The sequence below is a fragment of the Streptomyces sp. NPDC000151 genome, from assembly GCF_040301705.1.
In the GTDB taxonomy this organism is placed as follows: domain Bacteria; phylum Actinomycetota; class Actinomycetes; order Streptomycetales; family Streptomycetaceae; genus Streptomyces.
This window is the reverse complement of sequence record NZ_JBEPFC010000056.1, coordinates 15,352-41,504: the sequence shown is the minus strand read 5'-3', so window position 1 is coordinate 41,504 and position 26,153 is coordinate 15,352. Positions and strand designations below refer to the sequence as shown.

The 26,153-nt window shown below is 72.0% G+C and carries 24 protein-coding genes and 1 pseudogene; 9 read left to right on the top strand and 16 right to left on the bottom strand.

Annotated features, from left to right (window positions below):
• On the top strand, nucleotides 1-672 hold a 672-nt coding region (locus tag ABT381_RS17840), incomplete at its 5' end, for a M23 family metallopeptidase (protein WP_351594662.1).
• Between the two features lie 72 nt (nucleotides 673-744).
• Here the strand turns inward: ABT381_RS17840 and ABT381_RS17835 are convergent.
• Nucleotides 745-1,653 (bottom strand): Cof-type HAD-IIB family hydrolase, encoded by a 909-nt coding sequence (locus ABT381_RS17835; protein ID WP_467754025.1) that lies wholly within the window; start codon nucleotides 1,651-1,653, stop codon nucleotides 745-747.
• Nucleotides 1,654-1,732: 79 nt separating this feature from the next.
• Between ABT381_RS17835 and ABT381_RS17830 the strand changes: the two genes are divergently transcribed.
• From ABT381_RS17830 to pspAB, 3 genes are all read left to right on the top strand, one after another.
• Nucleotides 1,733-2,638 (top strand): LLM class flavin-dependent oxidoreductase, encoded by a 906-nt coding sequence (locus tag ABT381_RS17830; protein WP_351594660.1) that lies wholly within the window; start codon nucleotides 1,733-1,735, stop codon nucleotides 2,636-2,638.
• 187 nt (nucleotides 2,639-2,825) lie between these two features.
• Nucleotides 2,826-3,725, top strand: coding sequence for a zinc metalloprotease HtpX (htpX, locus tag ABT381_RS17825; RefSeq protein WP_351594658.1), 900 nt, complete (start codon nucleotides 2,826-2,828; stop codon nucleotides 3,723-3,725).
• Nucleotides 3,726-3,863: 138 nt separating this feature from the next.
• Complete coding sequence (gene pspAB / locus ABT381_RS17820; protein WP_351594656.1) at nucleotides 3,864-4,427, top strand: PspA-associated protein PspAB; 564 nt, start codon at nucleotides 3,864-3,866, stop codon at nucleotides 4,425-4,427.
• Nucleotides 4,428-4,525: 98 nt separating this feature from the next.
• Here the strand turns inward: pspAB and ABT381_RS17815 are convergent, their stop codons facing one another.
• From ABT381_RS17815 to ABT381_RS17800, 4 genes are all read right to left on the bottom strand, one after another.
• Nucleotides 4,526-4,981: a hypothetical protein gene (locus tag ABT381_RS17815; protein ID WP_351594653.1), complete on the bottom strand. Its 456-nt coding sequence runs from the start codon at nucleotides 4,979-4,981 to the stop codon at nucleotides 4,526-4,528.
• Nucleotides 4,982-5,105: 124 nt separating this feature from the next.
• Complete coding sequence (locus ABT381_RS17810; RefSeq protein ID WP_351594651.1) at nucleotides 5,106-6,071, bottom strand: MerR family transcriptional regulator; 966 nt, start codon at nucleotides 6,069-6,071, stop codon at nucleotides 5,106-5,108.
• A gap of 200 nt (nucleotides 6,072-6,271) precedes the next feature.
• On the bottom strand, nucleotides 6,272-8,035 hold the full coding sequence (locus ABT381_RS17805) for an SDR family oxidoreductase (RefSeq protein ID WP_467754029.1): 1,764 nt from the start codon (nucleotides 8,033-8,035) through the stop codon (nucleotides 6,272-6,274).
• A 32-nt stretch (nucleotides 8,036-8,067) separates the two neighbouring features.
• Nucleotides 8,068-8,934, bottom strand: coding sequence for a M24 family metallopeptidase (locus tag ABT381_RS17800; RefSeq protein WP_351594648.1), 867 nt, complete (start codon nucleotides 8,932-8,934; stop codon nucleotides 8,068-8,070).
• A gap of 221 nt (nucleotides 8,935-9,155) precedes the next feature.
• On the opposite strand from ABT381_RS17800, the gene ABT381_RS17795 reads away from it, so the two are divergent.
• Genes ABT381_RS17795 through ABT381_RS17780 form a run of 4 tightly spaced genes read left to right on the top strand, consistent with a single transcriptional unit; the run spans nucleotide 9,156 to nucleotide 12,811 of the window.
• Nucleotides 9,156-10,223 (top strand): ABC transporter ATP-binding protein, encoded by a 1,068-nt coding sequence (locus ABT381_RS17795; protein ID WP_351594645.1) that lies wholly within the window; start codon nucleotides 9,156-9,158, stop codon nucleotides 10,221-10,223.
• The gene (locus ABT381_RS17790; protein WP_351594642.1) at nucleotides 10,216-11,127 is read left to right on the top strand and encodes an ABC transporter permease; all 912 of its coding nucleotides are present in this window, start codon (nucleotides 10,216-10,218) and stop codon (nucleotides 11,125-11,127) included. Before ABT381_RS17795 ends, ABT381_RS17790 begins: the two co-directional genes overlap by 8 nt.
• Nucleotides 11,124-12,035 carry an ATP-binding cassette domain-containing protein gene (locus tag ABT381_RS17785; protein WP_351594640.1) on the top strand — a complete coding sequence of 304 codons (912 nt, stop codon included), beginning with the start codon at nucleotides 11,124-11,126 and terminating at the stop codon, nucleotides 12,033-12,035. Before ABT381_RS17790 ends, ABT381_RS17785 begins: the two co-directional genes overlap by 4 nt.
• A gap of 47 nt (nucleotides 12,036-12,082) precedes the next feature.
• Nucleotides 12,083-12,811 carry an ABC transporter permease gene (locus ABT381_RS17780; protein WP_351594637.1) on the top strand — a complete coding sequence of 243 codons (729 nt, stop codon included), beginning with the start codon at nucleotides 12,083-12,085 and terminating at the stop codon, nucleotides 12,809-12,811.
• A 66-nt stretch (nucleotides 12,812-12,877) separates the two neighbouring features.
• Here ABT381_RS17780 and mltG read toward each other — a convergent pair whose 3' ends face one another.
• Nucleotides 12,878-13,744, bottom strand: coding sequence for an endolytic transglycosylase MltG (mltG, locus tag ABT381_RS17775; RefSeq protein ID WP_351594634.1), 867 nt, complete (start codon nucleotides 13,742-13,744; stop codon nucleotides 12,878-12,880).
• A 35-nt stretch (nucleotides 13,745-13,779) separates the two neighbouring features.
• Between mltG and ABT381_RS17770 the strand changes: the two are divergent.
• Nucleotides 13,780-14,499 (top strand): annotated as a pseudogene (locus tag ABT381_RS17770) (adenosylcobinamide amidohydrolase); the annotation flags it as partial.
• A 23-nt stretch (nucleotides 14,500-14,522) separates the two neighbouring features.
• Here the strand turns inward: ABT381_RS17770 and ABT381_RS17765 are convergent.
• From ABT381_RS17765 to ABT381_RS17720, 10 genes are all read right to left on the bottom strand, one after another.
• On the bottom strand, nucleotides 14,523-15,833 hold the full coding sequence (locus ABT381_RS17765; RefSeq protein WP_351594632.1) for a CynX/NimT family MFS transporter: 1,311 nt from the start codon (nucleotides 15,831-15,833) through the stop codon (nucleotides 14,523-14,525).
• Between the two features lie 126 nt (nucleotides 15,834-15,959).
• Complete coding sequence (locus tag ABT381_RS17760) at nucleotides 15,960-16,670, bottom strand: FadR/GntR family transcriptional regulator (RefSeq protein WP_351594629.1); 711 nt, start codon at nucleotides 16,668-16,670, stop codon at nucleotides 15,960-15,962.
• Between the two features lie 177 nt (nucleotides 16,671-16,847).
• The gene (locus ABT381_RS17755; RefSeq protein WP_351594626.1) at nucleotides 16,848-17,534 is read right to left on the bottom strand and encodes a hypothetical protein; all 687 of its coding nucleotides are present in this window, start codon (nucleotides 17,532-17,534) and stop codon (nucleotides 16,848-16,850) included.
• Between the two features lie 217 nt (nucleotides 17,535-17,751).
• Nucleotides 17,752-18,570, bottom strand: coding sequence for an HAD family hydrolase (locus ABT381_RS17750; protein WP_351594624.1), 819 nt, complete (start codon nucleotides 18,568-18,570; stop codon nucleotides 17,752-17,754).
• Nucleotides 18,567-19,856 (bottom strand): serine--tRNA ligase, encoded by a 1,290-nt coding sequence (serS, locus tag ABT381_RS17745; protein WP_351594622.1) that lies wholly within the window; start codon nucleotides 19,854-19,856, stop codon nucleotides 18,567-18,569. The genes ABT381_RS17750 and serS overlap by 4 nt, the downstream gene beginning before the upstream one ends.
• 653 nt (nucleotides 19,857-20,509) lie before the next feature.
• A complete protein-coding gene (gene pheA, locus ABT381_RS17740) occupies nucleotides 20,510-21,436 on the bottom strand; it encodes a prephenate dehydratase (RefSeq protein ID WP_351594619.1) in 927 nt (308 codons plus the stop codon).
• 127 nt (nucleotides 21,437-21,563) lie between these two features.
• Nucleotides 21,564-22,838 carry an iron uptake transporter deferrochelatase/peroxidase subunit gene (gene efeB, locus ABT381_RS17735; protein WP_351594616.1) on the bottom strand — a complete coding sequence of 425 codons (1,275 nt, stop codon included), beginning with the start codon at nucleotides 22,836-22,838 and terminating at the stop codon, nucleotides 21,564-21,566.
• Nucleotides 22,835-24,880: a copper resistance CopC/CopD family protein gene (locus tag ABT381_RS17730; protein ID WP_351594613.1), complete on the bottom strand. Its 2,046-nt coding sequence runs from the start codon at nucleotides 24,878-24,880 to the stop codon at nucleotides 22,835-22,837. The genes efeB and ABT381_RS17730 overlap by 4 nt, the downstream gene beginning before the upstream one ends.
• A 13-nt stretch (nucleotides 24,881-24,893) precedes the next feature.
• Nucleotides 24,894-25,352, bottom strand: a complete 459-nt coding sequence (locus ABT381_RS17725) for a copper chaperone PCu(A)C (RefSeq protein ID WP_351594610.1) — start codon at nucleotides 25,350-25,352, stop codon at nucleotides 24,894-24,896.
• Nucleotides 25,349-26,005 carry an SCO family protein gene (locus tag ABT381_RS17720; RefSeq protein WP_351594607.1) on the bottom strand — a complete coding sequence of 219 codons (657 nt, stop codon included), beginning with the start codon at nucleotides 26,003-26,005 and terminating at the stop codon, nucleotides 25,349-25,351. Before ABT381_RS17720 ends, ABT381_RS17725 begins: the two co-directional genes overlap by 4 nt.
• Between the last annotated feature and the right edge of the window lie 148 nt (nucleotides 26,006-26,153).

Below are 26,153 nucleotides of genomic sequence, written 5' to 3'. Positions count from 1 at the left end.
GTGGCGGTCCGGGCGCGTACGGCGCTGCGCGCGAGCCGGAAGCTGGCGGCGGGGAGTGCCGCGGCGGCCGGCCGTACGCAGGCCCTCGACGCCCGGCAGCAGCGGCTGGCCGGTGAGCGCGCGCGCATCGGGCGCAGCCTGGACCGGGCGCGCGGGCGGCTGTGGCGGCTGGTGACCGGGGCGGCCGGGTCGTCCGGCGGCTGTGCCGGGCCGCCGGACCGGGTGGCCTCGGCCGCCCGGCTCCTCGCGCCCGCCGCCGCGCCCGCCCATGGGTGGACCCGGCCGGTGACGAAGTACTCGCTGTCGGCCTCGTTCGGCGGCGCCGGTGCGCACTGGGCGCACCGCCACACGGGGCAGGACTTCGCGGTGCCGGTCGGCACGCCCGTGCGGTCGGTGGGCCGCGGCCGGGTGACGGCGGTGGAGTGCGGGGGCCCGTTCGGGATCAGCGTGCTGGTGCGGCACGGCGCGCACACGTACACGCAGTACGCGCACCTCTCGGCGGTACTGGTGCGCCCGGGGCAGCGGGTGCGTCCCGGGCAGCCGATCGCGCTGTCCGGGAACACCGGGAACTCCACCGGGCCGCACCTGCACTTCGAGGTGCGGCGCGGCCCCGGTACCAATGCGGCGATCGAGCCGCTCCACTGGCTGCGGGGGCGCGGCGTACGAGTGTGAGGTGCTGGCCGGTCAGCGGTATTGGTGTGAGGCGCCGCTGCCCCGGCAGTACGGCCGTGCGGCGCGGGCGGGTCAGCTGCCGGACCGTTCCTTCAGTAGCTGGTCGATCAAACGTTCGATGATGAGAGCGACGCCGTCCTCGTTGTTGGCCGCCGTGCGGTGGGTGGTCGCGGCCAGTACGTCCGGATGGGCGTTGGCCATGGCGTACGCCGTACCGGCCCAGGTCAGCATTTCGAGGTCGTTCGGCATGTCGCCGAACGCCACCACCTCGTGCGGTGCGATGCCGCGTTCGGCGCAGCAGCGGGCGAGCGTGCCGGCCTTGCTGACGCCCGCGCCGCTGATCTCCAGGAGCGCGGTCGGGCTGGACCGGGTGAACGAGGCGAGGTGCCCGGCGGCCTCGCGGGCCAGGGCGAGGAACGCGTCCGGGTCCAGCTCGGAGTGGTGGGCGAGGACCTTCAGTACGGGCTGGCCGGCCTTCTCGAACTCCTCGCCGAGCAGCTTCTCGACGGGCGCGATCAGCGCGGCCGGGTCGAGGTGGAACGGCGGGTACTGCGGCTCGTAGTGGATGCCGCCGGTGCGCTCGACGGCGAACGACGTACCCGGTGCCGCGGCGCGCAGCGCCTCTACGACGCCGACCGCCGCGCTCCGCTCCAGCGCGCGGACCTCGACGATGCGGCGGCCGCGGTGCAGGTCGACGACGGCGGCCCCGTTGGCGCAGATCGCCAGGCCGTGTCCGTGCACGTGGTCGCTGACGACGTCCATCCAGCGGGCCGGCCGGCCGGTGACGAAGAAGACCTCGATGCCGGCCTCCTCGGCGGCGGCGAGTGCGGCGATCGTACGGTCCGAGACGGTCTTGTCGTCGTGCAGCAGGGTGCCGTCGAGGTCCGTGGCGATCAGCCGGGTGCGGCGGCCGGGCAGCGGTGGCTCGGCGGCGGGATCGTCTGTCACAGGGCCATCAGTCACGAGGCCATCTTCCCGCATATGCACGCACAGGCGTGCGCTGGGTCGCGCGCATGAGCTTTACGCGCTTCCGGTCCGCGTCCACCGTAGGCTCGTTGACATGCGACTGAGCACCGTGATCCTCCCCGTCCGCCGCTGGTCCGAAGGTGGTCGGGAGGTGTGGCAGCGCGCCGAGGAGCTGGGCTTCCACGCCGCGTACACCTACGACCACCTCTCCTGGCGGGTGCCCTTCCGGGACGGGCCGTGGTTCGGTGCCGTGCCCACGCTGACCGCGGCCGCCGCCGCGACCTCCCGCATGCGGCTGGGCACCCTCGTGACCTCCCCCAACTTCCGGCACCCGGTCACCCTCGCCAAGGAGCTGATCTCGCTGGACGACATCAGCGACGGCCGGATCACGCTCGGCATCGGCGCGGGCGGCAACGGCTTCGACGCGTACGCCCTGCTCGGCGCCGGCGAGGAGCCGTGGACGCCGCGTGAACGCGCCGATCACTTCGCCGAGTTCGTCGCCCTGCTGGACCGCCTGCTCACCGAGGACGCGGTCACGTACGAGGGCGAGCACTACAGCGCGCACGAGGTACGCAACGTTCCCGGGTGCGTGCAGCGGCCGCGGCTGCCGTTCGCGGTGGCGGCCACCGGGCCGCGCGGGCTGCGGCTGGCGGCGCGGTACGGCCAGGCGTGGGTCACCACGGGCGACCCGAAGGTGTCCGCCGCCGGGACGCCCGAGCAGTCGCACGCCGCGATCGCCGGGCAGATCGAGAAGCTGGGCGCGGCGTGCGAGGCCGCCGGCCGGGACGCCGGGAAGCTGCCCAAGACCCTGCTGACCGGCTTCACGCCGGACCGGCCGCTGGACTCCGTCGACGCGTTCGTGGACTTCGCCGGGCGCCACGGCGAGCTGGGCATCGACGAGATCGTCCTGCACTGGCCGATCGATGACACGATCTTCGCGGCGGACCTGTCGGTGTTCGAGCGGATCGCGGCCGAGGCCCCGGCACAGCTGGCGGCGTAGGGGCCGTAGGGGCGCCGGCGGGCGAAGCCGGCTGGTGCCGGCGCGGGGGCCGGAACACCCGGAGCGGGGGGAATGATCAAGGCCCTTTTACCCCGCCAAGAGGAATCAAAGGGGAATCAAGAGGGAGAATCGGGGCAGAGGCGTCGTCGTACGGGTGGTCGGCTGGACCGTCCGGCTGGAGGTCCTGATGGCACAGACCCGATTCGCCCCGGACCGCGGACTGACCTCGCGCATGGTCATGACGATGTTCTTCATCGGCCTGCTCTACGTTGTGGTCGTCGGCGTGCTGGTGGTGCTGCTCAAGGGCGCGTGGGTGATCGTGCTGGTGATCTCGGGCGCGCTGTTCATCGCGCAGTTCTGGTTCAGCGACCGGATCGCGGCGTTCGGTATGGGCGCGCGTGAGGTCACCCCCGAGCAGGCACCCGAGCTGCACGGCGCCGTGGACCGGCTGTGCGCGCTCGCGGACATGCCCAAGCCGAAGGTCTGCATCGCCGACAGCGACGTGCCGAACGCCTTCGCCACCGGGCGCAACCAGAAGAACTCCCTGGTCTGTGCCACCACCGGGCTGCTGCGGCGGCTGGAGCCCGAGGAGCTGGAGGGGGTGCTCGCGCACGAGCTGTCGCACGTCGCCCACCGGGACGTGGCGGTGATGACCATCGCCTCGTTCCTGGGCGTACTGGCCGGGATCATCACCCGGGCGGCGCTCTGGAGCGGCGTGGGGCGCAGCAACCGGGACAACAACGCCGCCCTCGCCATTCTGATCGTCACGGCCGTCAGCGCGGTGGTCTACGTCATCAGCTTCCTGCTCACCCGGCTGCTGTCCCGCTACCGCGAGCTGTCCGCCGACCGGGCCGCCGCCCTGCTCACCGGGCGGCCGTCCGCGCTGGCCGCCGCGCTCACCAAGGTCACCGGCCAGATGGCGCGGATTCCGACCCGCGACCTGCGCAAGGCCGAGCCGTTCAACGCGTTCTACTTCGCCCCGGCCTTCTCCAAGGAGAACGCCGTCCAGCTGCTGTCCTCGCACCCGACGCTGGAACAGCGCCTGGACCAGCTCGGCCGCATCTCCGCCCAGCTGGGCCGCCCGTGAACGGGACCGGAAACCGTCCCGGGTGCGGCACCGTCCCGGGCGCGGCACTGGCCCGGGTGCGGCACTGGCCCGGGCGCGGCATTGGCCCGGGCGCGGCAATGAGTCCCCTCCTGCCCCTCCGCCCTTGGGAGCCATTCGATGGGTTTTCTGGACGTGATCCTCGGCCGCAGCAAGGCGGTGCGCCCCGACCTCGACCAGCTCTTCGCGCTGCCGTCCGCCGCGATCACCCTGCAGGCCGCGACCGGGTTCACGCCGACCGGCCGGGGGTCGGTCTGCTTCGCGAGCGTCGAGGGCGGGGCGTTCGCCCGCATCCAGGCCGACGTACGGGCGCTGCTCGGCCCGCCGGTGGAGTTCAGCCAGGACCAGTACGGCTATACCTGGATGCTCGCCCGGCACGCCGCCGAGGACACGGCGGGCCTGGTCAACGACCTGCACGCGGTCAACACCGCGCTCCAGGACGAGGGCTTCGGGCCGCAGCTGCTCTGTTCGCTGATCGGCTTCCGGGACGAGCGGGACCGCTCGCTCGCCCTGGTCTACCTCTACAAGCGCGGCACGTTCTATCCCTTCGCGCCGCTCTCCGGCTCCGGTGAGAAGCGCGACAACCCGCTCGAACTCCAAGTACGGTCCCTGCTCGGTGACGACCTGACCGTGGAGAAGGACCTGAGCCGCTGGTTCCCGGTGTGGGGAGCGCCGGGGCTGTAAGGGCCTTCGCGTCGGGGCAGTCGACGGCACAGCGGGTGTTTCACGTGAAACGGACGGTCCCTCTCGTCCGGACGGTCCCTCTCATCCGGACGGTGCCCTCACCGCACGCGCGAGCTGAGCCACGGTGTCAGGCCGGGCCCGGTGACCAGTTCCTTGTACGTCTCGTCGCCGGGGAGCGGCACCACCAGCCACCAACCGGGCGGAAAGAAGCGGCCCTTGACGTGGGCGAGGTCGCCCAGCACGGCGTGCAGAAAGGCCGGGACGGCGTCGCGGGGCAGATCCTGGAAGGGGATGCCCTCGACGGTGACGGTGGCGTCGTCCTCCGAGAACACTTCGACCGCGATGTGCGGTGCCCCACCGGACAGTTCGACGTACGCCTCGTGCGGCAGCGAGCCGTCCGGGTCGGCGACGGCGAACGCACCGGCGGACAGCCGGCGGCCTGAGCGGTCCGCCCCGATGTCGTGGGTCACTTCGATGTCGCGGCCATGCGCACGAGCGGCCTCACGAATGGCGCCGACGACGGCTTCGGTACTGGGCAGATGCGGACGGTCCATGGGGCGATGATCGCACCGGCCGGGCCCACACGGCTCTGAAGCAGGGCTCTACGCGCCCACGCCGAAACCGGCTCAACGCCGCCGGGACCGGGCTCTACGCGCCCACGCCGAAACCGGACATTCCCTAGGCCCCCGCGCCCGCGCCCGTGTCCTCGCCGGCCGTGCCCGGTCCCGACCCGCCGGCGTGCGTGACCATGGCATCCATCCGGCGGGCGCTCACCTCGCGGTCGGTGGCCGCGGCGACGAAGGCCGCGACGCCCGCCGGGCCGACGAGGTCACGGACGGACCGCACCGTGGCGGCCGGCAGCGGTACCTGCTCGGTGGCGGCCTGCCGCTCCGGGGCCTCGCTGTGCAGCTGATGGCGCAGATAGCGGCTCGCCAAGGACCGCATGGCCCGGGCCAGTTCGGCGTCCACGGTCTGCTGGGCCAGTGGCCGCAGCCGGCGGACCAGTCCCGCCGCCTCCTCCGCCTCGGCGTCGCTCGGCGGGTGGTCGAAGTACTGCTGGAAGACGTGCTCGGTGGTGAAGTCCAGGAAACGGGAGGCTATGTGCTCCACCTGCACCCGCAACTCCCTCAGGTGCCCGGAGATGGCGGGCAGTGGCACGCCGGCGGCGTGCAGCTCGGCCGCGACCGCGAGCTCCTGCGGGCTGGGCACCAGGAACTCCTCCGGACTGCCCGGCACCGGCTCCAGCACCCCCAGCTCCACCGCGTCGGCCACCGCCGCCTCGTCGGGGCTGCCGCCGAAGGCCGCGTCCAGCTCCTCGCGGGAGATCCGGCCGCTCTCCTCGTCCGTCCAGGGCCCGTCGATCTCGGCGACCAGGCCCAGCACCCCGCTCAGCCCCCGCCCCGCGTCCCACGCCTCCAGCAGGTCCTTGATGCTGGCCAGGGTGTACCCGCGGTCCAGCAGGTCGGAGATCTGCCGCAGCCGGGCGAGATGCGCGTCGGCGTAGACGTTCGCCCGGCCCCGGCGCTCCGGCTTGGGCAGCAGCCCACGGTCCTGGTACGCGCGGATCGTACGGACCGTGGTGCCGCTCCGGTGCGCCAGCTCCTCGATGCGGTACTCGGCCGGGGGGCTGTGCTGCTCGGTCAATGCGGTGCTCCTCACGAGATGGCCGCGCGCCCACCGTGCCCGCGCCGCCCGGGCGGCCGGGGAGTACGCGAGGTACCGGGCGGCCCTGCGCAGCGACCCTTCCTGCGAGGGATGGTACGACCGCGTGCAGCGGCGCGGTAACGTCCCGGCCGACTCGCGCCACCCCGGCATCGGACCCGTCCGACCCGTCGCGACGCTTCCTACAGCGGCTCGATCCGGGCTATCGCGCGCAGGGCGCGCGGCGCGAAGCGGGACAGGGCGCGGGAGCCGCGCGCCTCGGGGGTGACCGGAACGACCGCCTGGTTGCGGACCACCGCGCGCAGGATGGCGTCGGCGACCTTCTCCGGTGGGTAGTTGCGCAGGCCGTAGAGGCGCGCGGCCTTGGACTGGCGGCGCTGCTCCTCCTCGGCCGAGACCCCGGCGACGTGCGAGGCGCTGGTGATGTTGGTGTTCACCAGGCCGGGGCAGATGGCGCTGACGCCGATGCCCTGCCCGGCCAGCTCGGCGCGCAGGCACTCGCTGAGCATCAGCACCGCCGCCTTGGACGTGCTGTACGCGGACAGCGTCCTGGAGGGCTGGAACGCGGCGGCCGAGGCGGTGTTGACGATGTGGCCGCCCTGGCCGCGCTCGGCCATCTGCCTGCCGAATATCCGGCAGCCGTGGATGACACCCCAGAGGTTGACGTCCAGGACCTTCTTCCAGTCCTCGGAGGTGGTCTCCAGGAACGAGCCGGACAGGCCGATGCCCGCGTTGTTCACCAGGACGTCGACCGTGCCGTATTCGGCGGCGACCTTCTCGGCGAGCTTCTCCATCGCCGCCTCGTCGCTGACGTCCACCGCCTCCGACCAGGCGGCGCCGGCCCCGATCAGCCGCGCGAGGTCCGCCGTACGGGCCGCGCCCTCGGCGTCCCGGTCCACCGCGACCACCCGCGCGCCGGCCTCGGCGAACGCGAACGCCGTGGCCCGCCCGATGCCGCTCGCCGCGCCGGTCACCAGCACCAGACTGCCGCCGAACCGGTCCGCGTACCGCCCGCGCGGCGCTGCCTCCTTGGCCGGATCGCCCTCCTCCTTGGCGGTGACGAACTCCTCGATCCAGCCGGCCAGCTGGTCCGGGCGGGTCCGCGGCACCCAGTGCTTGGCGGGCAGCGTGCGGCGGGTGAGCTGCGGCACCCACTGCTCCAGCTCGTCGTACAGCCGCTCCGACAGGAAGGCGTCACCGGTCGGGGTGATGAGCTGGACCGGGCAGTGCGCGAACGCGTCCGGGCGCGGGCGGCGCAGCCGGGACCGGACGTTGTCCCGGTACAACCAGGCGCCGTGCGCGGCGTCGGTGGGCAGGGACGCGGTCGGGTAGTCCCCGGCCGGTACCTTCTCGACGCGCTCCAGGATCTTCGGCCAGCGCTTGCCCAGCGGGCCCTTCCAGGCCAGCTCGGGCAGCACCGGGGTGTGCAGCATGTAGACGTACCAGGACTTGGCGCCCTGGTTCAGCAGCTGGGCGGCGCGGCGCGGGGTGGGCCGGGCCATCCGCTTCTTGATCCAGTGCCCGAAGTGGTCCAGGGACGGGCCGGACATCGAGGTGAAGGACGCGATCCGGCCCTGGGTGCGCTCGACCGTCGCGAACTCCCAGGACTGCACCGAACCCCAGTCGTGCCCCACCAGGTGGACCGGCCGGTCCGGGCTGACGGCGTCGGCCACCGCCAGGAAGTCGTCGGTCAGCTTCTCCAGGGTGTACCCGCCGCGCAGCGGCTGCGGCGCCGTGGACCGGCCGCAGCCCCGGACGTCGTACAGCACCACATGGAAGCGCTCGGCCAGCAGCGGCGCGACCCGCGACCAGACCTCCTTGCTGTCCGGATAGCCGTGCACCAGCATCACCGTGGGCCGGGACGGATCGCCCAGCTCCGCCACGCACAGCTCCACGCCGCCCGTGCGGACCCGGCGCTCCCGCGCGCCCTCGAGTCCCGTGCTCACGATCGCTTCCCCGCTCTCACCACGTGCCCTGCTCACGCCGCCTTCTCCTCCTGCCAGCGCCGCACATGCGGCAGATCGTCGTCCAGCCAGAAGGCGCTCTCCTCGGGGTCCTGGGAGTCGGTGACGACCAGGATCTCCTCGAACTTCGCGCCGGTGCCCCGGAAACCGAGGTGCGGTTCGACCGCCCACAGCCCGGGCTGCGGCGGATGGTCGGAGAAGCGGTACGGGCTCCACAGCGGGGACCAGCCCTCGCGGTGACCGTGCAGCGCGTCGGACGCCAGGCCCTTGAGCGACTGGGTGCCGAAGCCGAACAGCGTGGGCGACCAGCGGCGTTCGCGTACGCGGTCGACCTTGTGGGCGATCACGCCGAAGGGGTAGGCGCGGTGCCTGTTCGCATACCCCTGGCGGACCATGAGGCGCTCGACGTCCTCGTATATCTCGCGCAGCGGCCGGCGCTCGCGCACCTCGCGCAGGATCAGCTCGCGGTGCGCCTCCAGGTCGGCCAGCAGCCGGTCGTGCAGCGGGCTCAGGCCCAGGCAGCCGGAGTATCCGATGTCCGCGGTGTAGCCGTTGTACACCGGGGCCATGTCGAGGATGAACGGCATGCCCGGCTCCAGCACCCGGTTCGTGGGGAAGAACTGCAGCGGGACGCGGAAGTTCGCGAAGGCCGTGCGGTCGCCGAACCAGGCGAAGGGCAGGTGGAACCAGTCCGTGACGCCCCGCTCGCGCAGCCAGTGGCGCTGCATGCGGGCCGCCTCGCGCTCGGTCACCCCCGGCTTGAGCTGCGCGGCCACCGCCTCGGCGCAGGCATACGCCAGCCGCTGGACCTCCCTGAACCCGCCGAGCTCAGCGGCCAGGCTGCTGCCCGCTGCTGTCGTCACCCTCGCTGCTGTGGTCATCGCCAACCGTTCCGTCGCGGTACGTGCGCGTAACTTGACACTGATGAATGTGACAATGGTCGGCGGCTGCGTCAAGAGCCTGTCGTCGGCTGTGGAAAACTTCCCGCTGAAGCCCTCAGACCCCCGTACGACCCCCTACGGGGCGCTACGCCTGGAGTCGGACGAACATCCAGCCGTCTGGGGTGACGTCTGATGTGGCGCCCACCACTAGCGTCGAACGCGTGACTGTGATCGCGACCGAAAGCCTCAGCAAGCGGTTCCCGCGGGTGACCGCACTGGACCGGCTCTCCGTTGACATCGCCCCCGGCGTGACCGGCCTGGTGGGTGCCAACGGCGCCGGAAAGTCCACCCTGATCAAGATCCTGCTGGGCCTGTCGCCCGCCAGCGAAGGCACCGCCGCGGTCCTCGGCCTGGACGTGGCCACCGAAGGCGGCGCCATCCGCGAGCGGGTCGGCTACATGCCCGAGCACGACTGCCTGCCGCCGGACGTCTCGGCGACCGAGTTCGTCGTCCACATGGCGCGGATGTCCGGACTGCCGCCGACCGCCGCCCGGGAGCGGACCGCCGACACCCTGCGCCACGTCGGCCTCTACGAAGAGCGCTACCGCCCCATCGGGGGCTACTCCACGGGCATGAAGCAGCGCGTCAAGCTGGCCCAGGCGCTCGTCCACGACCCCCAGCTGGTCTTCCTGGACGAGCCCACCAACGGCCTGGACCCGGCGGGGCGCGACGAGATGCTCGGCCTGATCCGCCGCGTCCACCGCGACTTCGGCATCTCCGTACTGGTCACCTCGCACCTCCTCGGGGAGCTGGAGCGCACCTGCGACCACGTCGTCGTCATCGACGGCGGCAAGCTGCTGCGCTCCTCGGCCACGGACGAGTTCACCCAGGCCACCACCTCGCTGGCCATCGAGGTCACCGACTCCGACGCGCACCCGGACGGGCTGCGCGCGCTGCGCGAGGCGCTGACCGCCGCCGGCGCGGTGGCCGCCCCCGCGGCCGGCCCCGGAGAAGGGCACCCGGCCGCGACCGGCCGCCTGCTGTACATCGAGGCCGCCGGCGAGGAGACGTACGACCTGGTACGGGACACCGTCGCGGAGCTCGGCCTCGGCCTGGTCCGCATGGAACAGCGCCGACACCGCATCGCGGAGGTCTTCCGCGACCGCGACCACGAGAGCGACCAGGTGAGCGGTCGCGAGAGCGGCCACGCCGCCGCCCCGGCCCGTACGGACGCCACCGCGCGCACCGCAGCCCCCGAAGCAGCCCCCGCAGGAGCCCCCGATGCCTGAGTCCACCACCGCGCCCACGGGCGGCCCGGGCCCCGCCGCCTCGATCCACAACATCGGGTACCGCCACTACGACGGCGCCCGGCTGGGCCGCGCGTACGCCCGCCGCTCGCTCTTCTCCCAGAGCCTGCGCGGCGCCTACGGGCTGGGCCGCTCGGCGCGCACGAAGGTGCTGCCGATGATCCTGCTGGCGGTGATGTGCGTACCGGCCGCGATCCTCGTGGCGGTCACGGTCTTCACCAAGGCGCACGCCCTGCCGCTGGACTACACCCGTTACGCGGTCTACCTGCAGGCGGTCATCGGCCTCTTCCTGGCCGCGCAGGCACCCCAGTCCGTCTCCCGCGACCTGCGCTTCAAGACCGTGCCGCTGTACTTCTCGCGGCCGATCGAACGCGGCGACTACGTGGCGGCCAAGTACGCCGCGATGAGCGGCGCGCTGTTCCTCCTCACCGCCGTGCCACTGCTGATCCTGTACGTGGGCGCGCTGCTGGCCAAACTCGACTTCGCCGAGCAGACGAAGGGGTTCGCCCAGGGCCTGGTGTCGGTTGCCCTGCTCTCGCTGCTCTTCGCTGCGATCGGGCTGGTCATCGCCGCGCTCACGCCGCGCCGCGGCTTCGGTGTCGCCGCCGTCATCGCCGTACTGACCATCCCGTACGCCGCTGTCAGCGCCATTGAGGGCATCGCCTTCGCCCAGGGGAACATCGATGTCATCGGCTGGCTGGGGCTGTTCTCGCCGATCACCCTCATCGACGGCGTGCAGAGCGCCTTCCTGGGCGCGACCTCCGCGGCCCCCAATGGGATCGGCCCGTCCACGGGCGCGGGGTTCGTGTACCTCCTCGTCGTGCTGGGCCTCATCGCCGGCTCGCTCGCCCTGCTGATGCGCCGCTACCGAAAGGCCGGACTGTGACCACGCTCCATATCGACCGCGTCTCACGCTGGTTCGGAAACGTCGTCGCCGTGAACGACATCACGATGACCATCGCCCCCGGCGTGACCGGCCTGCTCGGCCCCAACGGGGCGGGCAAGTCGACGCTGCTCAACATGATGGGCGGCTTCCTGGCGCCCTCGAGCGGCACCGTCACGCTCGACGACCGCACCGTCTGGCGCAACGAGTCCATCTACCGCGACATCGGCATCGTGCCGGAGCGCGAGGCGATGTACGACTTCCTCACGGGGCGCGACTTCGTGCTCGCCAACGCCGAACTGCACGGCCTGGGCCGCAAGGAGGCGGCCCGCGCGCTGGCCACCGTCGACATGGAGCACGCGCAGGACCGCCGCATCTCCACGTACAGCAAGGGCATGCGGCAGCGCGTGAAGATGGCGTCGGCGCTGGTGCACGAGCCGTCCGTGCTGCTGCTCGACGAGCCGTTCAACGGCATGGACCCGCGCCAGCGCATGCAGCTGATGGAGCTGCTGCGGCGGATGGGCGACGAGGGCCGCACCGTGCTGTTCTCCTCGCACATCCTCGAAGAGGTCGAGCAGCTGGCGTCCCACATCGAGGTCATCGTGGCCGGCCGGCACGCCGCCTCCGGTGACTTCCGCCGGATCCGCCGGCTGATGACGGACCGGCCGCACCGTTACCTCGTACGGTCCGACGACGACCGGGCGCTGGCCGCCGCGCTGATCGCCGACACCTCGACGTCCGGCATCGAGGTCGACCTCGAAGAGGGCGCGCTGCGTATCCAGGCCGTCGACTTCGGCCGCTTCACCACCCTGTTGCCGCGCGTCGCCCGCGACCACGGCATCCGGCTCCTCGCCGTCTCGCCTTCGGACGAGTCGCTGGAATCGGTCTTCTCCTATCTCGTAGCGGCCTGAAGCCGTACCGAAGCGGTCGCATACGACCTGAAAGGAGCCCTGACGCGATGTCATCGCTCGTCCACCCCACCGTCGCCCGGCTGACCTACCGGGCGCTGCTCGGCCGTCGCCGCGCCGCCATCCTCTTCGCGCTGCCCGTCCTGCTGCTCGTCATCGCCGTCGCCGTACGGGCGCTGACCGGCGCCGACGACACCACGGCCAACACCGTCCTGGGCAGCTTCGCGCTGGCCACGATGGTGCCGCTGATCGGCGTGATCGCCGGTACGGGCGCGATCGGCCCGGAGATCGACGACGGCTCGGTGGTGTACCTCCTGGCCAAGCCCGTACGGCGGTCGACGGTCATCGTCACCAAGCTGCTCGTCGCGATCGGCGTGAGCGTCGTCTTCTCCGCCGTGCCCGTACTGATCGCGGGCTTCGTACTGAACGGCAACAGCCAGCAGCTCGCGGTCGCCTACGCGCTCGCCGCGGCGGTGGCCTCCGTCGCCTACAGCGCCCTCTTCCTTTTCCTCGCCACGGTCACCAGGCACGCCGTCGTCATCGGGCTGGTCTACGCGCTGGTCTGGGAGGCGGTCTTCGGCAGCCTCGTCCCCGGGGCGCGCACCCTCAGCGTCCAGCAGTGGGCACTCGCGCTCGCCCAGAAGGCCGGTGCCGAGGGCGCGGTCACCTCGGACGTGGGCCTCGTGCCCGCCGTCGTGCTGCTCGTCGTGGTCACCGGCGCGGCGACCTGGTACGCGGCCCGCCGGCTCAAGTCGCTGACGCTGGCCGGGGAGGAGTAGGCACCAGTAGGAGCGGCGGAGCAAGCACCAGGAGGGGCGACGGCGTGGGCACCCGTAGGGCACCGGCTAGCCGCTCTTCTCTTGCCGCGCGTTGAACTCCCGGACGTTCTTGCGGTGTTCCTCGTAGTCGGCGGTGAAGCGGGTGTCGCCGGGCCGCACCGTGACGAAGTACAGCCAGTCGCCCTTCGGGGGCGAGATCGCGGCCCGCGTCGCGTCCTGCCCCGGATTGCCGATCGGCGTCGGCGGCAGCCCCTCGTGCCGGTAGGTGTTGTACGGGCTGTCCGTACGGGTGTCCGCGTGGCTGGTGCGCAGAGTGGACCGGCCCAGCCCGTAGTTGAGGGTCGAGTCCATCTGGAGCGGCATTCCCTTGGCGAGCCGGTTGCGGATGACCCGGGCGACCTTGCCCATGTCCTGCGGGGTGTCCGCCTCGGCCTGTACGACGGAGGCCACCACGACCGTCTCGTACGCGCTCAGGCCCCCGGGGCGCGCCGACGGCGGCAGGCCGTCCGCCGCGTACTTCTGGCGCGCGGTGTTCACCATGAAGGACAGCAGGCCTGCCGGGGTGGTGTCCTCGTCGACCGGATACGTCGCCGGATAGAGGTACCCCTCGGGGTTGCCCTTCGCCTCGGCCGGCAGGCGCAGCCGCTTCGCCGGGTTCCGGGCCGTGGCGGCCTTCCTGGCGGCCTTCTCGGTGGTCCCCGCGGCGACGTGGAGCGCCTTGTCGACGGCCGCGTACGCCTGGGAGGCCCGCCGGCCCTCCGGGAGGGTGAGCTTCTCCGCCCGCGCCGGCCGCTCGTCCCCGGGCAGGAGCACCAGGAGGAGGACGACGCCGACGACGAGGACGGCGCACCCGGTCAGGAGAAGCCGCGCCCTCCGAGTGAGGCGTGCGCGGCGCCGACCACCGGAGTGCTGCGTATCGTGCACATCGCTCATGAGGGCACGGTAGGCCAGACCGTAGGGTGACGTGGGTGACCCCGCCCATACCGCCGCTCCCGGTGCGCACCGTGCGGCACCTCGACACCACGGACGGCCAGAGCCTCCCCGCCCTCTTGTGGCGCCCGGGCCCGGGCCACCGGATGATCTCCAGCGCGGTGCTCGGCGGCGGCCTCGGCGACCGCTCCTGGGTACTCAACGCCCAGGTCGCGCACGGCTATACGCGCCGCGACCCACAGGCACACCTCGCGGAGATCGCCGCCGCTTCCGGGGCGACGGGGCCTGGCGTCGGCATGATGACGGCCGCGGACATCCTGCGCACCCGCTCGTCGGCGTACGACGGGGGCGCACAGGCGCTCGTCACGGCGGGAACAGGCGTGCACGGCTGGGCCGCGGCACTGGACGCCGCGGCACCGGACGCCGTGGCGCCGGACGCCGCGCCATCGGACGCCGCGGCATCCGCGTACCACCCCGGCACGATCAACATCCTCGTCACGCTGCCCGTGGCGCTCAGCGACGCCGCGTTGGTCAACTCCGTGATGACGGCGACCGAGGCGAAGGTCCAGGCCCTCCTCCACCACGGCCTGGACGCTTCGGGCACGCCCACGGACGCGGTGTGCGTCGCCGCGCGCGTACCGGCACCGGGGGAGCCCGCCGAGGACTTCGCCGGGCCGCGCTCCCTCTGGGGCGCCCGCCTGGCGCGCGCGGTGTACGGGGCGACGCTGCGCGCGCTGGAGCAGGAACGCGGCAATACGCACCAGGACGGGCGTACGGAAGCTCAGGCGCCGATGCGGCGGTCCCGCCCGGCACCGAGCCCCAGCAGTACCAGCGCGGCGCAGACCACGAGCAGCAGCGCGAGCGGCAGCGTCCAGCCGCCCGTCGCCTGGTGCACCGCGCCCAGCGCCAACGGGCCGACGGCGGCCAGCAGATAGCCCCACGTCTGCGCCATGCCGGACAGTCGTGCGGCGGTGTGCGGATCGCCGGCCCGCAGCACCATCATCGTCAGCGCGAGGCCCAGCGCCCCGCCCTGCCCGACGCCGAGCAGCGCGGCCCACACCCACGCCCCGGCCACCGGGGCGACGAGCAGACCCGTGCAGGCGAGCGCCATCAGCAGCGCGACGCACGCCGCCAGCAGCCGCTGCCGCCGCATCCGCCCGGCCAGTACCGGCACCACGAACGAACCGGCCATCTGCACCAGCGTGCTGAACGCGAAGACCAGCCCGGCCCGGGCCTTGTCCATCCCGTGGTCGGTGAGGACCGTCGGCAGCCAGGCGATCGCCACGTACGCGATCAGCGACTGCGACCCCATGAAGAGCGTCACCTGCCAGGCCAGCGGCGAGCGGCCGAGCTTCGGGCCGGTCCCGGCGGCGGGCTTCGGGGCCGCGGCGGCCTGCCCGTGCCGCGCACCGCGCCGCGCGATGACCACCTGCGGGATCCAGACGAGCGCGGCCACCGCGGCGAGCAGCCCCCAGGAGACCAGCGAGCCCTGCCAGCTGCCGAGCGCGTTCTCCAGGGGCACGGAGGTGGCCGCCGAAACGGTTGCGCCGAGGATCATCGCCGTCGAGTACAGCGCGGTCATGGGTGCGGCCCGGTCGGGGAAGTCCCGCTTGATCAGGCCGGGCATCAGCACGTTGAGCAGGGCTATGGACCCGCCGACCAGCGCACAGCCCGCGAACAGCGCCACCAGCGGCGGCGCGACCCGGACGACGATGCCGGCGCAGAGCAGTACCAGTGCGCTGAACAGGACGGTCTCGGTACCCCAGCGCCCGGCCAGCTTCGGCGCCACGTAGGAGCCGAGTCCCATGAAGACCAGCGGGATCACGGTCACCAGGCTGCCGGCGGTCGCGTTCAGCCCGAAGTGCTCGCCGATCTCGCCGAGCAGCGGCGATACGCCCGCGAGCGCGGCCCGCATATTGAGGGACGCGAGCACGATGCCGAGGAGCAGCAACGCGGGATGCGTACGCAGCCGGCGCCGGGCGGCGGCGAGCGGGGGTGCGGGGGCGAGGTCTTCTTCGGCGTCGATCAGAGGTACCTCGCTGCGCAACGTGGTGGCGTCGGTCGGCGGGGCATCGGGGCTGGGGGCGGGCATGGGTGGGTGAATCTCCTGTCGGTGGAAGGGCGGGATGCGCGTAGGGCTGCTCTGTGGCTCTGACCTGCGAAACATTCAACGTGAATGTTTCAACCGGGAGTTATCCACAGGTCGCATGCACTGTCCTCAGCCGTCGGCGAGCAGTGCCTCCACCGCACGCTTCGGCCGGTCCAGCAGCGTGCGGGCGGCCGCCTCCGCGGCGTCCGGGTCGCCCGAGGCGATCGCCTCCAGGACGGCGCGGTGATCGCCGTGCAGGATCTGCGGCATGTCCCGGTCGCCGAGCCCCGAGACGAGCGCCTCGCGCACGGAACTGCTGAACCATTCGTACGTGGCGCTCAGCGCGGCGTTGTGCGCGGCGGCGACGACGGCTCGGTGGAACGCGACGTCGTGGTCGGCGTACAACTCCAGGCTGTCGGCCACGGGTTGGCCCGCGGCGTCCTCCAGCTCCCGCTGTGCGTCCAGCGCGGCCTGCATCCGGTCCAGGTCCGCCGGCTCGTGCCGCAGGGCCGCGAGCCGGGCGGCCTCCGCCTCCAGCGCGATCCGTACTTCGAGGACGTCCCGTACGCCGGACCGCTGCACCCCGCGCATGACCGCGGCCGGGTCGGCGGCCGAGACAACGAAGGTGCCCTCGCCCTGGCGCGACCGCAGCATCCCGGCGTGCACGAGTACGCGTACGGCCTCGCGCACGGTGTTCCGCCCCACCTGCAGTTGCTCGGCGAGGGCGTGCTCCGTGGGAATGCGGTCGCCGACCTTCCACTCCCCGGCGCTCAGCTGCGCGCGGAGCGTGTCGACGACGATGTCCACGAGCGACTGCCGTCCTGCGGCCTGCAGGGTCATGCGTTGCCTCTCGTGGCCTGGTACCTCTGGGGCGATCGGTTGCCCGGTCATCCTACAAGTGGTCGCCGTGGACGGTGCACGAGATGTCTGGCGGACACCCCGTGCACCGGCGCAGCTACCCTGTGGATAACTGCTCCGTCTTTAAGCTTCAACTTGAAGCTTAAAGACCTTCGCAGGTCAGCGGCGTCGCCGTCGCAGCTCCGACTTCACGTCCCGCATGTCGTCGCGTAGATCGTGTACCTCTTCACCGAGGTTGTGCACACGCACGCTGAGTGCCGCGACGATGTGGTTGGTGGCGTCGAGACGCCGGTCCATGTGGTCCAGGCGGTGATCGACACGGTCCAGCCGGGCCGAGATTCTGCCGATCACGGGGCCCAGCTCCTGCAGCGCCCGACCGAGGTCGACGAAGCCGGACGAGCTGGTGGTGGATACCGTCGGCCGGGGCTGGGGCTCCCGAGATGCCGCCTCGACGTCCAGCAGGTACATCCGGACCCGGCGCGCGACGTCGCTGTCCCGCAGCAGCATCGCGATGTTCAGGACCGTACGGCGGCTGTACACAGAGAGTTGTGCACGGCCCTGTGGATAACTCTTGTTTGAAGTAGGCAAGTTGCCTACTTCAAACTCTTGCAGGTCAGAGCCTCGCAGCAGGCGCAAGCCGTTCTCCGACAGCTCCGGGCGATGACGCTTCACGACGCTGTGGATGATGCGCTCACCCACCCCGAAATACTCCGCCACCATCCGCGTAGTGACATGCAGCCCATCGGGCAGCATCACCAACGCCTTGACCTTGTCCAGGACTTCTATTCGTCCGACGACGCTGTCGCGCATCGTGCGCGACTCCAGCAGGACTGTTTCCGATGGCATGACAATGCCTTCTCTCGAACCGGAACGGTTGGGGTGTTGCCCGTGTCCAGGGCTCAGGAGCGAAGGCTGCTCACGGATGCCACGTACTCATTGACCGATTCTCAGGACCGGCCGGCCTCAACTTCACGCACTCTCGTCGTCACGTACTCACTGTGCCTTCGCGCAATGTGTACAACGACCGGACAAGCGTACGGTTACGCGGCGTAGTCGCGCCGCATCACAGGGCGACGAAGCGCTCCAGTACCGCCGCGATGCCGTCGTCCTCGTTCGAGGTGGTGATCTCGTCGGCGACGGCCTTCAGGTCGTCGTGCGCGTTGGCCATGGCCACGCCGTGTGCGGCCCAGGCGAACATCGGGATGTCGTTCGGCATGTCGCCGAAGGCGATGGTGTCGGCGGCCTTGGCGCCCAGCCTGCGGGCCGCGAGGGAGAGGCCGGTGGCCTTGCTCAGGCCGAGCGGCAGCAGTTCGACTATCCCGGGGCCCGCCATGGTCACGCCGACCAGGTCGCCGGCCACCTCGCGGGCGGTCGCCGCGAGCGCGTCGTCCGAGAGCTCGGGGTGCTGGATGTAGACCTTGTTGATCGGGTCCGCCCACAGGTCGGCCAGGTTGTCGATCATGACGTTCGGCAGCGGGCCCTCGTGGACCCGGTAGCCCGGCGCGACTACGACGGCGCCGTCCAGCCCGTCCCGGCTCGCCGCCAGGTACAGCGGGCCGACCTCCGCCTCGATCTTGGCGACCGCCAGCCCGGCCAGTTGGCGGTCCAGCGTCACCGACGTCAGCAGCCGGTTCTCGCCCGCGTGGTAGACCTGCGCCCCCTGCCCGCACACCGCGAGGCCCCGGTAGTCCAGGTCGGCCAGGATGTGCCGGGTCCAGGGCACCGCGCGGCCGGTGACGACGATGTGCGCCGCGCCCGCCGCGGTGACCGCGGCGAGCGCCTCGCGGGTGCGCGCCGAGACGGTGTCGTCGGGACGCAGCAGCGTGCCGTCGAGGTCCGTCGCGACGAGCTTGTACGGGAAGGAGGGGGCGGGCAGGGTCACTTGGCGACGGGCTCCAGGATCTCCCGGCCGCCCAGGTACGGACGCAGCATCTCGGGGACGCGCACCGAGCCGTCCGCGAGCTGGTGGTTCTCGAAGATCGCCACGATCGTGCGCGGTACGGCGCAGAGCGTGCCGTTCAGCGTGGCCAGCGGCTGCACCTTCTGCTTGCCGTCGACGGTGTCGCGCATCCGGACGGACAGCCGGCGCGCCTGGAACTCGTCGCAGTTCGACGCCGAGGTCAGCTCGCGGTACTTGCCCTGGGTCGGGATCCACGCCTCGCAGTCGAACTTGCGGGAGGCGGAGGAGCCCAGGTCACCCGTGGCGACGTCGATCACCTGGAAGGGCAGCTCCAGGCCGGTCAGCCACTGCTTCTCCCAGTCCAGGAGCCGCTTGTGCTCGTTCTCCGCGTCGTCCGGCGCGACGTACGAGAACATCTCGACCTTGTCGAACTGGTGCACCCGGAAGATGCCGCGGGTGTCCTTGCCGTACGTGCCGGCCTCGCGGCGGAAGCACGGCGAGAAGCCGGCGTAGCGCAGCGGCAGCTTGGCCGCGTCGACGATCTCGTCCATGTGGTACGCGGCGAGCGGGACCTCGGAGGTGCCGACCAGGTAGTAGTCGTCCTTCTCCAGGTGGTACACGTTCTCCGCGGCCTGGCCGAGGAAGCCGGTGCCCTCCATGGCGCGCGGGCGGACCAGCGCCGGGGTCAGCATCGGTACGAAGCCGGCCTCGGTGGCCTGCGCGATGGCGGCGTTGACCAGCGCGAGCTCCAGCAGCGCGCCGACGCCCGTCAGGTAGTAGAAGCGCGAGCCGGACACCTTGGCGCCGCGCTCGACGTCGATCGCGCCGAGCAGTTCGCCGATCTCCAGGTGGTCCTTGGGCTCGAAGCCCTCGGCGCCGAAGTCGCGGATCGTGCCGTGCGTCTCCAGGACCGTGAAGTCCTCCTCGCCGCCGACGGGGACGTCGGGGTGGACGAGGTTGCCCAGCTTCAGGAGCAGCGCCTGGGTCTCTTCCTTGGCCTCGTCCTGGGCGGCGTCGGCGGCCTTGACGGCGGCGGAGAGCTCGCCGGCCTTCTTCAGCAGCTCGGCCTTCTCGTCGCCGGTGGCCTTGGGGATGAGCTTGCCGAGCGACTTCTGCTCGGCACGCAGCTCGTCGAAGCGGACGCTGGAGGTCCTGCGCCGCTCGTCGGCGGAGAGGAGTGCGTCGACGAGCTCGACGTCCTCTCCACGGGCGCGCTGGGACGCGCGCACACGGTCGGGGTCCTCACGGAGCAGGCGAAGGTCAATCACCCCACCAGGCTACCGGGGCCGGACCGGGGCGCTCGACGCGATATTCCGCTGCGGGGCAATTTGTCCGCTTTAGAGTTGTTTATGTGGTGTTCTGGGAAGGCGGGGAATTGCGGGAAAGAATTCCTGCGGAGTGCCGCTCGTGAGTGCTGTTCGTTGCTGTCGGAAGAGTGGCGCAGAGGTGTTCCGGGGGTGTTCCGGCAGTGTTCCAGGGGTGTCCGCGACGCGTCGGGCAGGTGTCCCGGAGCGGTGACCGACCCTGCGTGAGCGGGGAGTTGGCGGACTGTGCACAGGTACTTGTCCACAGCTACGGGCGGCTCCCAAAAGTTATCCACAGGCTGTGCGTTGTCGCTGTGGAAGTAGGAAAGCGTGGCCCCGTTTCCTGAATCCCGGGCGAAGAAATCCTTGCTGAAACCCCGTTCGGGTACTCTTTCGTGTGGGATTTCCTCGCCCTAAAGGATTGTTCCTGGGAATTATGCTGACGGGCCCCGCAGTGGGCGGCTGTGAGTGCCTGTGGACGGGTGTGGGGTCGGTAGGGCGATTTGTCGACTGTGCGACGCCCCGGAATCGACTTGTCCCCAGGTCGAGAACGGGGCCTGTGGATAACTCTGTGGACAGGGTTGTGGGAAACCTGTGGACCACTGCGACGGGCCGGGTCAGGCCCGCCCGTCCAGGCACCGGGTCAGCCAGTCGGACGCCTCCAGGAAGGCGTCGTCGGCGGTCTCCGGACGGACCTCGGGGACGACCTCGTCCGCGCGCGGGTACGAGCCGAGGAAGCGCACGTCCCGGCAGATCCGCTTCAGCCCCATCAGCACCTCGCCCACCCGGCGGTCGGTGATGTGCCCCTCGCAGTCCACGGAGAAGCAGTACTGACCGATGCCGTCGCCGGTCGGCCGGGACTCGATCCGCATCATGCTGACGCCCCGGCCGGCGAACTCCTGGAGCAGCTCCAGCAGCGCACCGGGGTGGTTCTCGCGCAGCCACAGCACGACCGAGGTCTTGTCGGCGCCCGTACGGGCCGCCGGCCGCGCGGGCCTGCCCGCCAGGACGAACCGGGTCGCCGCGTTCTGCGCGTCGTGGATGTCGGTGACCAGCGGCTCCAGGCCGTACGTGGCGGCCGCGAACTCGCCGGCGAACGCCGCGTCGTACCGGCCCTCCTGCACCAGCCGCGCGCCGTCCGCGTTGGACGCCGCCGACTCCCACGCCGCCTCCGGCAGATGCGTGCCGAGCCACTTGCGCACCTGCGCCTGGGCCGCGGGGTGGCCGGTCACCGTCTTCACGTCCGAGAGCTTCGTACCGGGCCGGGCCAGCAGCGCGAAGGCGATCGGCAGCAGCACCTCGCGGTAGATCATCAGGTGCTCGCCGGCGGCCAGTTCGTCGAGGGTGGTGGTGATGCCGCCCTCGACGGAGTTCTCGATCGGCACCAGCGCGCCGGCCGCCTCGCCCGCGCGGACGGCGTCCAGCGCGGTGGGCACGGACACCATCGGCACCAGCTCGCGCGTCGCCGCCTCGGGCAGTGTGCGCAGGGCGGCCTCCGTGAAGGTGCCCGCGGGTCCGAGGTACGTGTAGCGGCTGGCCGACATCCGGTCACTCCTTCTCCGGGCTTCGCTGCTGTCCCGGGGGCTGGGGAACCTTTACCGTACTCGCCCGCGCGAGGCCGCCCGCCCGCACCGATGCGCCGCCCGCCACCCACAGCGACCGATCGAGCTCTCACCCCTCCAGCAGCGCCTGCCCCGCGTACCCCGACGGCTCCAGCGCCGGTACCGCGTACAGCCCGCTCGCCTCGTGCCGGAGGAACGGCGAGAGCGCGTCCCCCCTGTCCAGCTTCCGCTGGATCTGGGTGAAGGCGCGCAGCGGGTCGGCCTGCCAGCAGATGAAGAGCAGCCCGGCGTCCGGGGCGCCGTCGTCGCGGAAGCCGTCGTGGTACGAGAACGGGCGGCGCAGCAGCGCGGCCCCCTGGTTGGACTCGGGCGCGGCGATGCGGGCGTGCGCGTCGGCCGGGATGACGGGGAGGCCGTCGGGCCCGGTCCTGGTCAGATTCATCGGGGTGTGCTCGTCGCCGCCGGTCAGCGGCGCGCCGTCGGACTTGCGGCGGCCGATGACCTTCTCCTGCTCGGCCCGGGACTTCTTCTCCCAGTCGTCCAGCAGCATCCGGATGCGGCGCACGACCACGTACGAACCGCCGCGCATCCACTGCTGGTCCGTGTCGCGCCCCACGAAGATCCGCTCGTCGAAGTCCTGGTCCGACGGCTTGGGGTTGTTCGTGCCGTCGACCTGGCCCATGAGGTTGCGCGTGGTCATCGGGTGCGCCGTGGCGCCGGGGCTGCGGTTGAAGCCGTTCATCTGCCAGCGCAGCCGCACGGTGTCGCCGGCCTCCTTCTGGAGCGTACGCAGCGCGTGGAAGGCGACCAGTGCGTCGTTGGCGCCGATCTGGACCCACAGGTCGCCGTTGCTGCGCTTCGGGTCGATCGCGTCGGCCGAGAAGTGCGGCAGCGGGTCGAGCTGGAGCGGGCGGCGGGCGCTCAGCCCGGTACGGCCGAAGAAGCTGTGGCCGAAGCCGAAGGTGACGCTGAGGGAGGCGGGGCCCGCGTCCAGCGCCACGCCGGTGTCGTCGGCGGGCACCTTCCCGGCCATCAGCTGCTCGGCCAGCGCCGACCAGCGGCGCATCAGGGCGGCCGCGGCCTTGCGCCCGGCGCCGGGCGCGAGGTCGAAGGCGACGAGGTGGCCACTGGCCTGCACCGGGGTGGTGATGCCGGCCTGGGGCGTACGGCGGTCGGTGCGGAAGGCGACCTCGGTGGCGCCGAGCGTACTGAGCGCGGGCGCGTCGTCCTGGGCCGCGGAGACGCCGAACGCGCCGCCCGCGCCGCCGACGACGAGCCCGGCCGCGCCGGCCGCCCCGACGGTGCCGAGGAGCCGGCGGCGGGAGAGCGCGACGTTCGGCTCGGCCTCGGCGTCCTTGAGTTCCTTGGTGGTGTTCTCGGTCATCGGCTGATCTTCACGTTCCTGGTCTCGGTCACCTGATCGATGTCGGAGGTGCGGACTACAAGGGAGAGCTGCCAGGTGCCGGCCGCCGGCAGCTGGACACCCTCTGCGGTCCAGTGTCCGGTGCCGGTGCGCTTCAGTGCGGCAGGGAGCGGGCCGAGGTCCTTGGCCTTGGAGGTGAAGGACACCCGTACCTCGGGGACGTCCCGCGCGGCGCCGTCCGGACCGGAGATCCGCAGGTGCAGATCGTTGGGCTGGCCGCTGCGCGCCGGGTCGAGGTCGAGCCGCGCGGTGCCCTTGCCCTTCGGGCCCAGCGTGTCGAACGGGATGGTCACGGAGACGGGCCGGGCGGCCTCGGCGAACTGGCCCGAGTCCTGCACCGCCTGCTCCGTACGGGCCGGTTCCGTGGTGGTCAGGACGGTGGTCACGGCCAGCAGGACGACGGCGACACAGCTCTCGGCGAGGACGGAGCGGCGCAGCCCGTACCGCACCGGATCGGCGTCCCGGACACGCTTGCGCCGCGCGTCGGCGACGGCGGCCCGCTGCCGGGCGAGCTGCGCGGCGCGCTCGGGGGAGCGCGCCGCGTCGGCCGTTCCCTCCGTGGCCGCGTCGGCCGTTCCCTCGGTGGCCGTGTCGGCCGTCTCCTCGACGGCCGCCGACGCCACCGGTACGGGTTCGGGCTCGGGCGCGCCCTCCTGGGCGTTCCCCTGGGCGTCCCCCTGGGCCGGGAGCGCGGCAGCGGCCGGCTCGCCCAGCCGCCCCGTCCACCGCCGCGACACCCACGCGATCCCGACGAGCACGGCGACCAGGCCGACCTTGAGCAGCAGCAACTGCCCGTACGAGGTGTCGGTGAGGGCACGCCAGGACCCGACCTGCCGCCAGGACTGATAGACGCCGGTGGCGACCAGGACGAGTACGGACCCGAAGGCGAGGCGGGAGAAGCGGCGGACGGCCGCACCGTCGACGGCGGCCGGGTCGCGGTAGAGGGAGACCAGCAGGGCGGCCAGGCCGCCGAGCCAGCCGGCCACGGCCAGCAGATGCACGACGTCGACGGGCATCGCGACGGCCGTCTGCAGGCCGGTGGAGGCGTGTTCGGCCATCGCCCAGGTCGCGGCGAGCCCCGCCGCGACGACCGTGCCGCCGACCCCGAGCCCGAAGGCGAGGTCCTTGCGGCGCTTGTCGTCGCCCTCCTCGCCGGCCCGGGCGTACGCGCCGAAGAGCACGGCCATGAAGAGGGCGGCAGCGGCGAGCAGCAGCAGCCGGGAGACCAGCGCCGCGCCGGGCTTGGTTCCCAGTACCGCCTTGAGGCCGCCGAGGTCGAAGGCGTCGGTGAGGTCGCCGGACCCGGTGTACGGGGTGCGCAGCAGGAGCAGCACGATCGTGGCGGCGGTGAGCGTCGCCCAGCCGAGGACGACCAGCCGCTGCACGGGGCGGCTGCGCGCCGCCTCGGGCCGGCAGGCCAGTACGAAGCACGCACCGCCCACGAGCAGCGCGAACGCCGCGTACGCCAGGTACCGCACGATGCCGTACAGCGCGCCGACCAGCCCGCCGCCGGCCTCCTGCTGGGGCAGCACGGCGGCGGACTTGGAGGGCGCGCCGACGGAGAAGGTGAACGCGCCGGAGACCGGGTGGCTGTCGGCGGAGACGGCCTGCCAGGCGACGGTGTAGGTGCCGTCGGGGAGGCCGGGCGGCAGCCCCGTGCCGTACTTGACGGTGGAGCCGCTGCACAGGTCGAGCAGCTTGCCGCGGTCGACGCGCTTGCCCTTGGGGTCCAGTACGCGGATGGAGTCGTCGCCCATCGCGACGCCTTCGGAGAAGGAGAGCGTGACCTGCGTGGGCGCCTGCTGCACCACCGCTCCCTGCGCCGGGGAGCTGCCGGTCAGCGCGGCGTGCGCGGAGGCCGGCGCGGCGCCGCCCAGGAGCACGCCGAGCAGCGCGGCGGCGAGGACCAGCAGGCGCAGGACGGCGGTCCGGGCCGGGGGCGCGGCGCGGCGGCCGCGGTACGGCACGGCGGGCCGGCCGGCGCGGGGAACGGTGAGCGGCATGGCGGTTCTCCCCCTACTGGTGCCCGGCGTGCTGCGGGTCGTAGTTGGTGGCCTTGACGGGCAGTACGGCCTTGATCGGCTTCGCCTTGCCGAAGTGCAGCTCGACGGAGACCTTGTCGCCGTTCTCGGGCTTCTTCTTCAGTGCCATGAACATCAGGTGGTTGCCGCCGCGGGAGAGCTTCAGCTCGCCGTGCGCGGGGATGGCCAGGGAGTCGACCTGCTCCATCTTGGCGCCTGCGGTGCGGTGCAGGGTCACTTCGTCGGACAGGTCGCTGGTGACGGAGGTCAGCTTGTCGGCGGTGTCCCCGGAGTTCTTGATGACGAGGAAGCCGCCGGCCATGTCGTTCATGACGGGCTGCGGCATGTACGCGCCGGAGACCTTCAGCCGGGGCGCGCTGTCCCCGCCGCATCCGGCGAGGGCGAGGCCGGCGGTGGCGACGAGCGCGGCGGCGAGTGCGGTACGGCGGTTCACGGGTTCTGCCCCTTGATGATCTTGGGAAGGGCGTGCGCGTAGTCCTCGGCGCCCGCGTCCTTCATGCCCAGCCAGTGGATCCTGTCGTCCTTCGGGGACGCCAGCAGGACCTGCAGCCCGTGGTCGACGAGAATGTCGCCGTTCTTCTTCTTTTCCGGCTTGGAGATGCCGACGTTGACGGACGAGGCGGCGCCCTGGATGGTGGCGAAGTCGCCGGTCAGGCCGACGATGTCGGCACCGAAGCCGTTCAGCCAGGACTTCAGCCGCTCCGGGGTGTCCCGCTTCGGGTCGGTCGTGACGAAGACGATCCGCAGCTTCTTCTGCTCCGCCTCGGGCAGCTGCTTGCGCGCCACGTCGATGTTGCCCATGACGGCCGGGCAGGCGTCGGGGCAGTGGGTGTAGCCGAAGTAGATCAGCGTCGGCCGCCCCTTGGTCTCCTTGATCAGGTCGTACTTCTTGCCGTCGGTGTCCGTGAGGACGAGGTCCGGCTTCTCCATCGCGTCGTCGAGCGTGACGATCGGCTTCGACTGGGCGCCGGAGACGCTGGCGGCGGGGGCGCCTTCGTCACCGCCGCTGTCGCTGCCGCAGGCCGTGAGGGTGAGGGCCGCGACCGCCACGAGGGCGGCGGCGGCGAGCTTGGGTGTTCTGCGCATTGCTCAGTGATATCCCGTATGTCCGTGGTGGGTGCCGACCGGGGCGCACCGCCCGGGGTGCTCCGGGCTCGCCGGGGCGTACCCGGGCTCGCCGGTGCGGGCGGTGCGCCGTGCGTCAGGTGGTGCGGCGCCGGCCGTTCAGGTACGG

Coding starts and splice junctions, on each gene's coding strand:
- ABT381_RS17835 (WP_467754025.1), bottom strand. CDS start 1,653: ATGCGGGAAGATGGCCTCGTGACTGATGGCCCTGTGACAGACGATCCC.
- ABT381_RS17830 (WP_351594660.1), top strand. CDS start 1,733: ATGCGACTGAGCACCGTGATCCTCCCCGTCCGCCGCTGGTCCGAAGGT.
- htpX (WP_351594658.1), top strand. CDS start 2,826: ATGGCACAGACCCGATTCGCCCCGGACCGCGGACTGACCTCGCGCATG.
- pspAB (WP_351594656.1), top strand. CDS start 3,864: ATGGGTTTTCTGGACGTGATCCTCGGCCGCAGCAAGGCGGTGCGCCCC.
- ABT381_RS17815 (WP_351594653.1), bottom strand. CDS start 4,981: ATGGACCGTCCGCATCTGCCCAGTACCGAAGCCGTCGTCGGCGCCATT.
- ABT381_RS17800 (WP_351594648.1), bottom strand. CDS start 8,934: ATGACCACAGCAGCGAGGGTGACGACAGCAGCGGGCAGCAGCCTGGCC.
- ABT381_RS17790 (WP_351594642.1), top strand. CDS start 10,216: ATGCCTGAGTCCACCACCGCGCCCACGGGCGGCCCGGGCCCCGCCGCC.
- ABT381_RS17780 (WP_351594637.1), top strand. CDS start 12,083: ATGTCATCGCTCGTCCACCCCACCGTCGCCCGGCTGACCTACCGGGCG.
- mltG (WP_351594634.1), bottom strand. CDS start 13,744: ATGAGCGATGTGCACGATACGCAGCACTCCGGTGGTCGGCGCCGCGCA.
- ABT381_RS17765 (WP_351594632.1), bottom strand. CDS start 15,833: ATGCCCGCCCCCAGCCCCGATGCCCCGCCGACCGACGCCACCACGTTG.
- ABT381_RS17760 (WP_351594629.1), bottom strand. CDS start 16,670: ATGACCCTGCAGGCCGCAGGACGGCAGTCGCTCGTGGACATCGTCGTC.
- ABT381_RS17755 (WP_351594626.1), bottom strand. CDS start 17,534: ATGCCATCGGAAACAGTCCTGCTGGAGTCGCGCACGATGCGCGACAGC.
- pheA (WP_351594619.1), bottom strand. CDS start 21,436: ATGTCGGCCAGCCGCTACACGTACCTCGGACCCGCGGGCACCTTCACG.
- efeB (WP_351594616.1), bottom strand. CDS start 22,838: ATGACCGAGAACACCACCAAGGAACTCAAGGACGCCGAGGCCGAGCCG.
- ABT381_RS17730 (WP_351594613.1), bottom strand. CDS start 24,880: ATGCCGCTCACCGTTCCCCGCGCCGGCCGGCCCGCCGTGCCGTACCGC.
- ABT381_RS17720 (WP_351594607.1), bottom strand. CDS start 26,005: ATGCGCAGAACACCCAAGCTCGCCGCCGCCGCCCTCGTGGCGGTCGCG.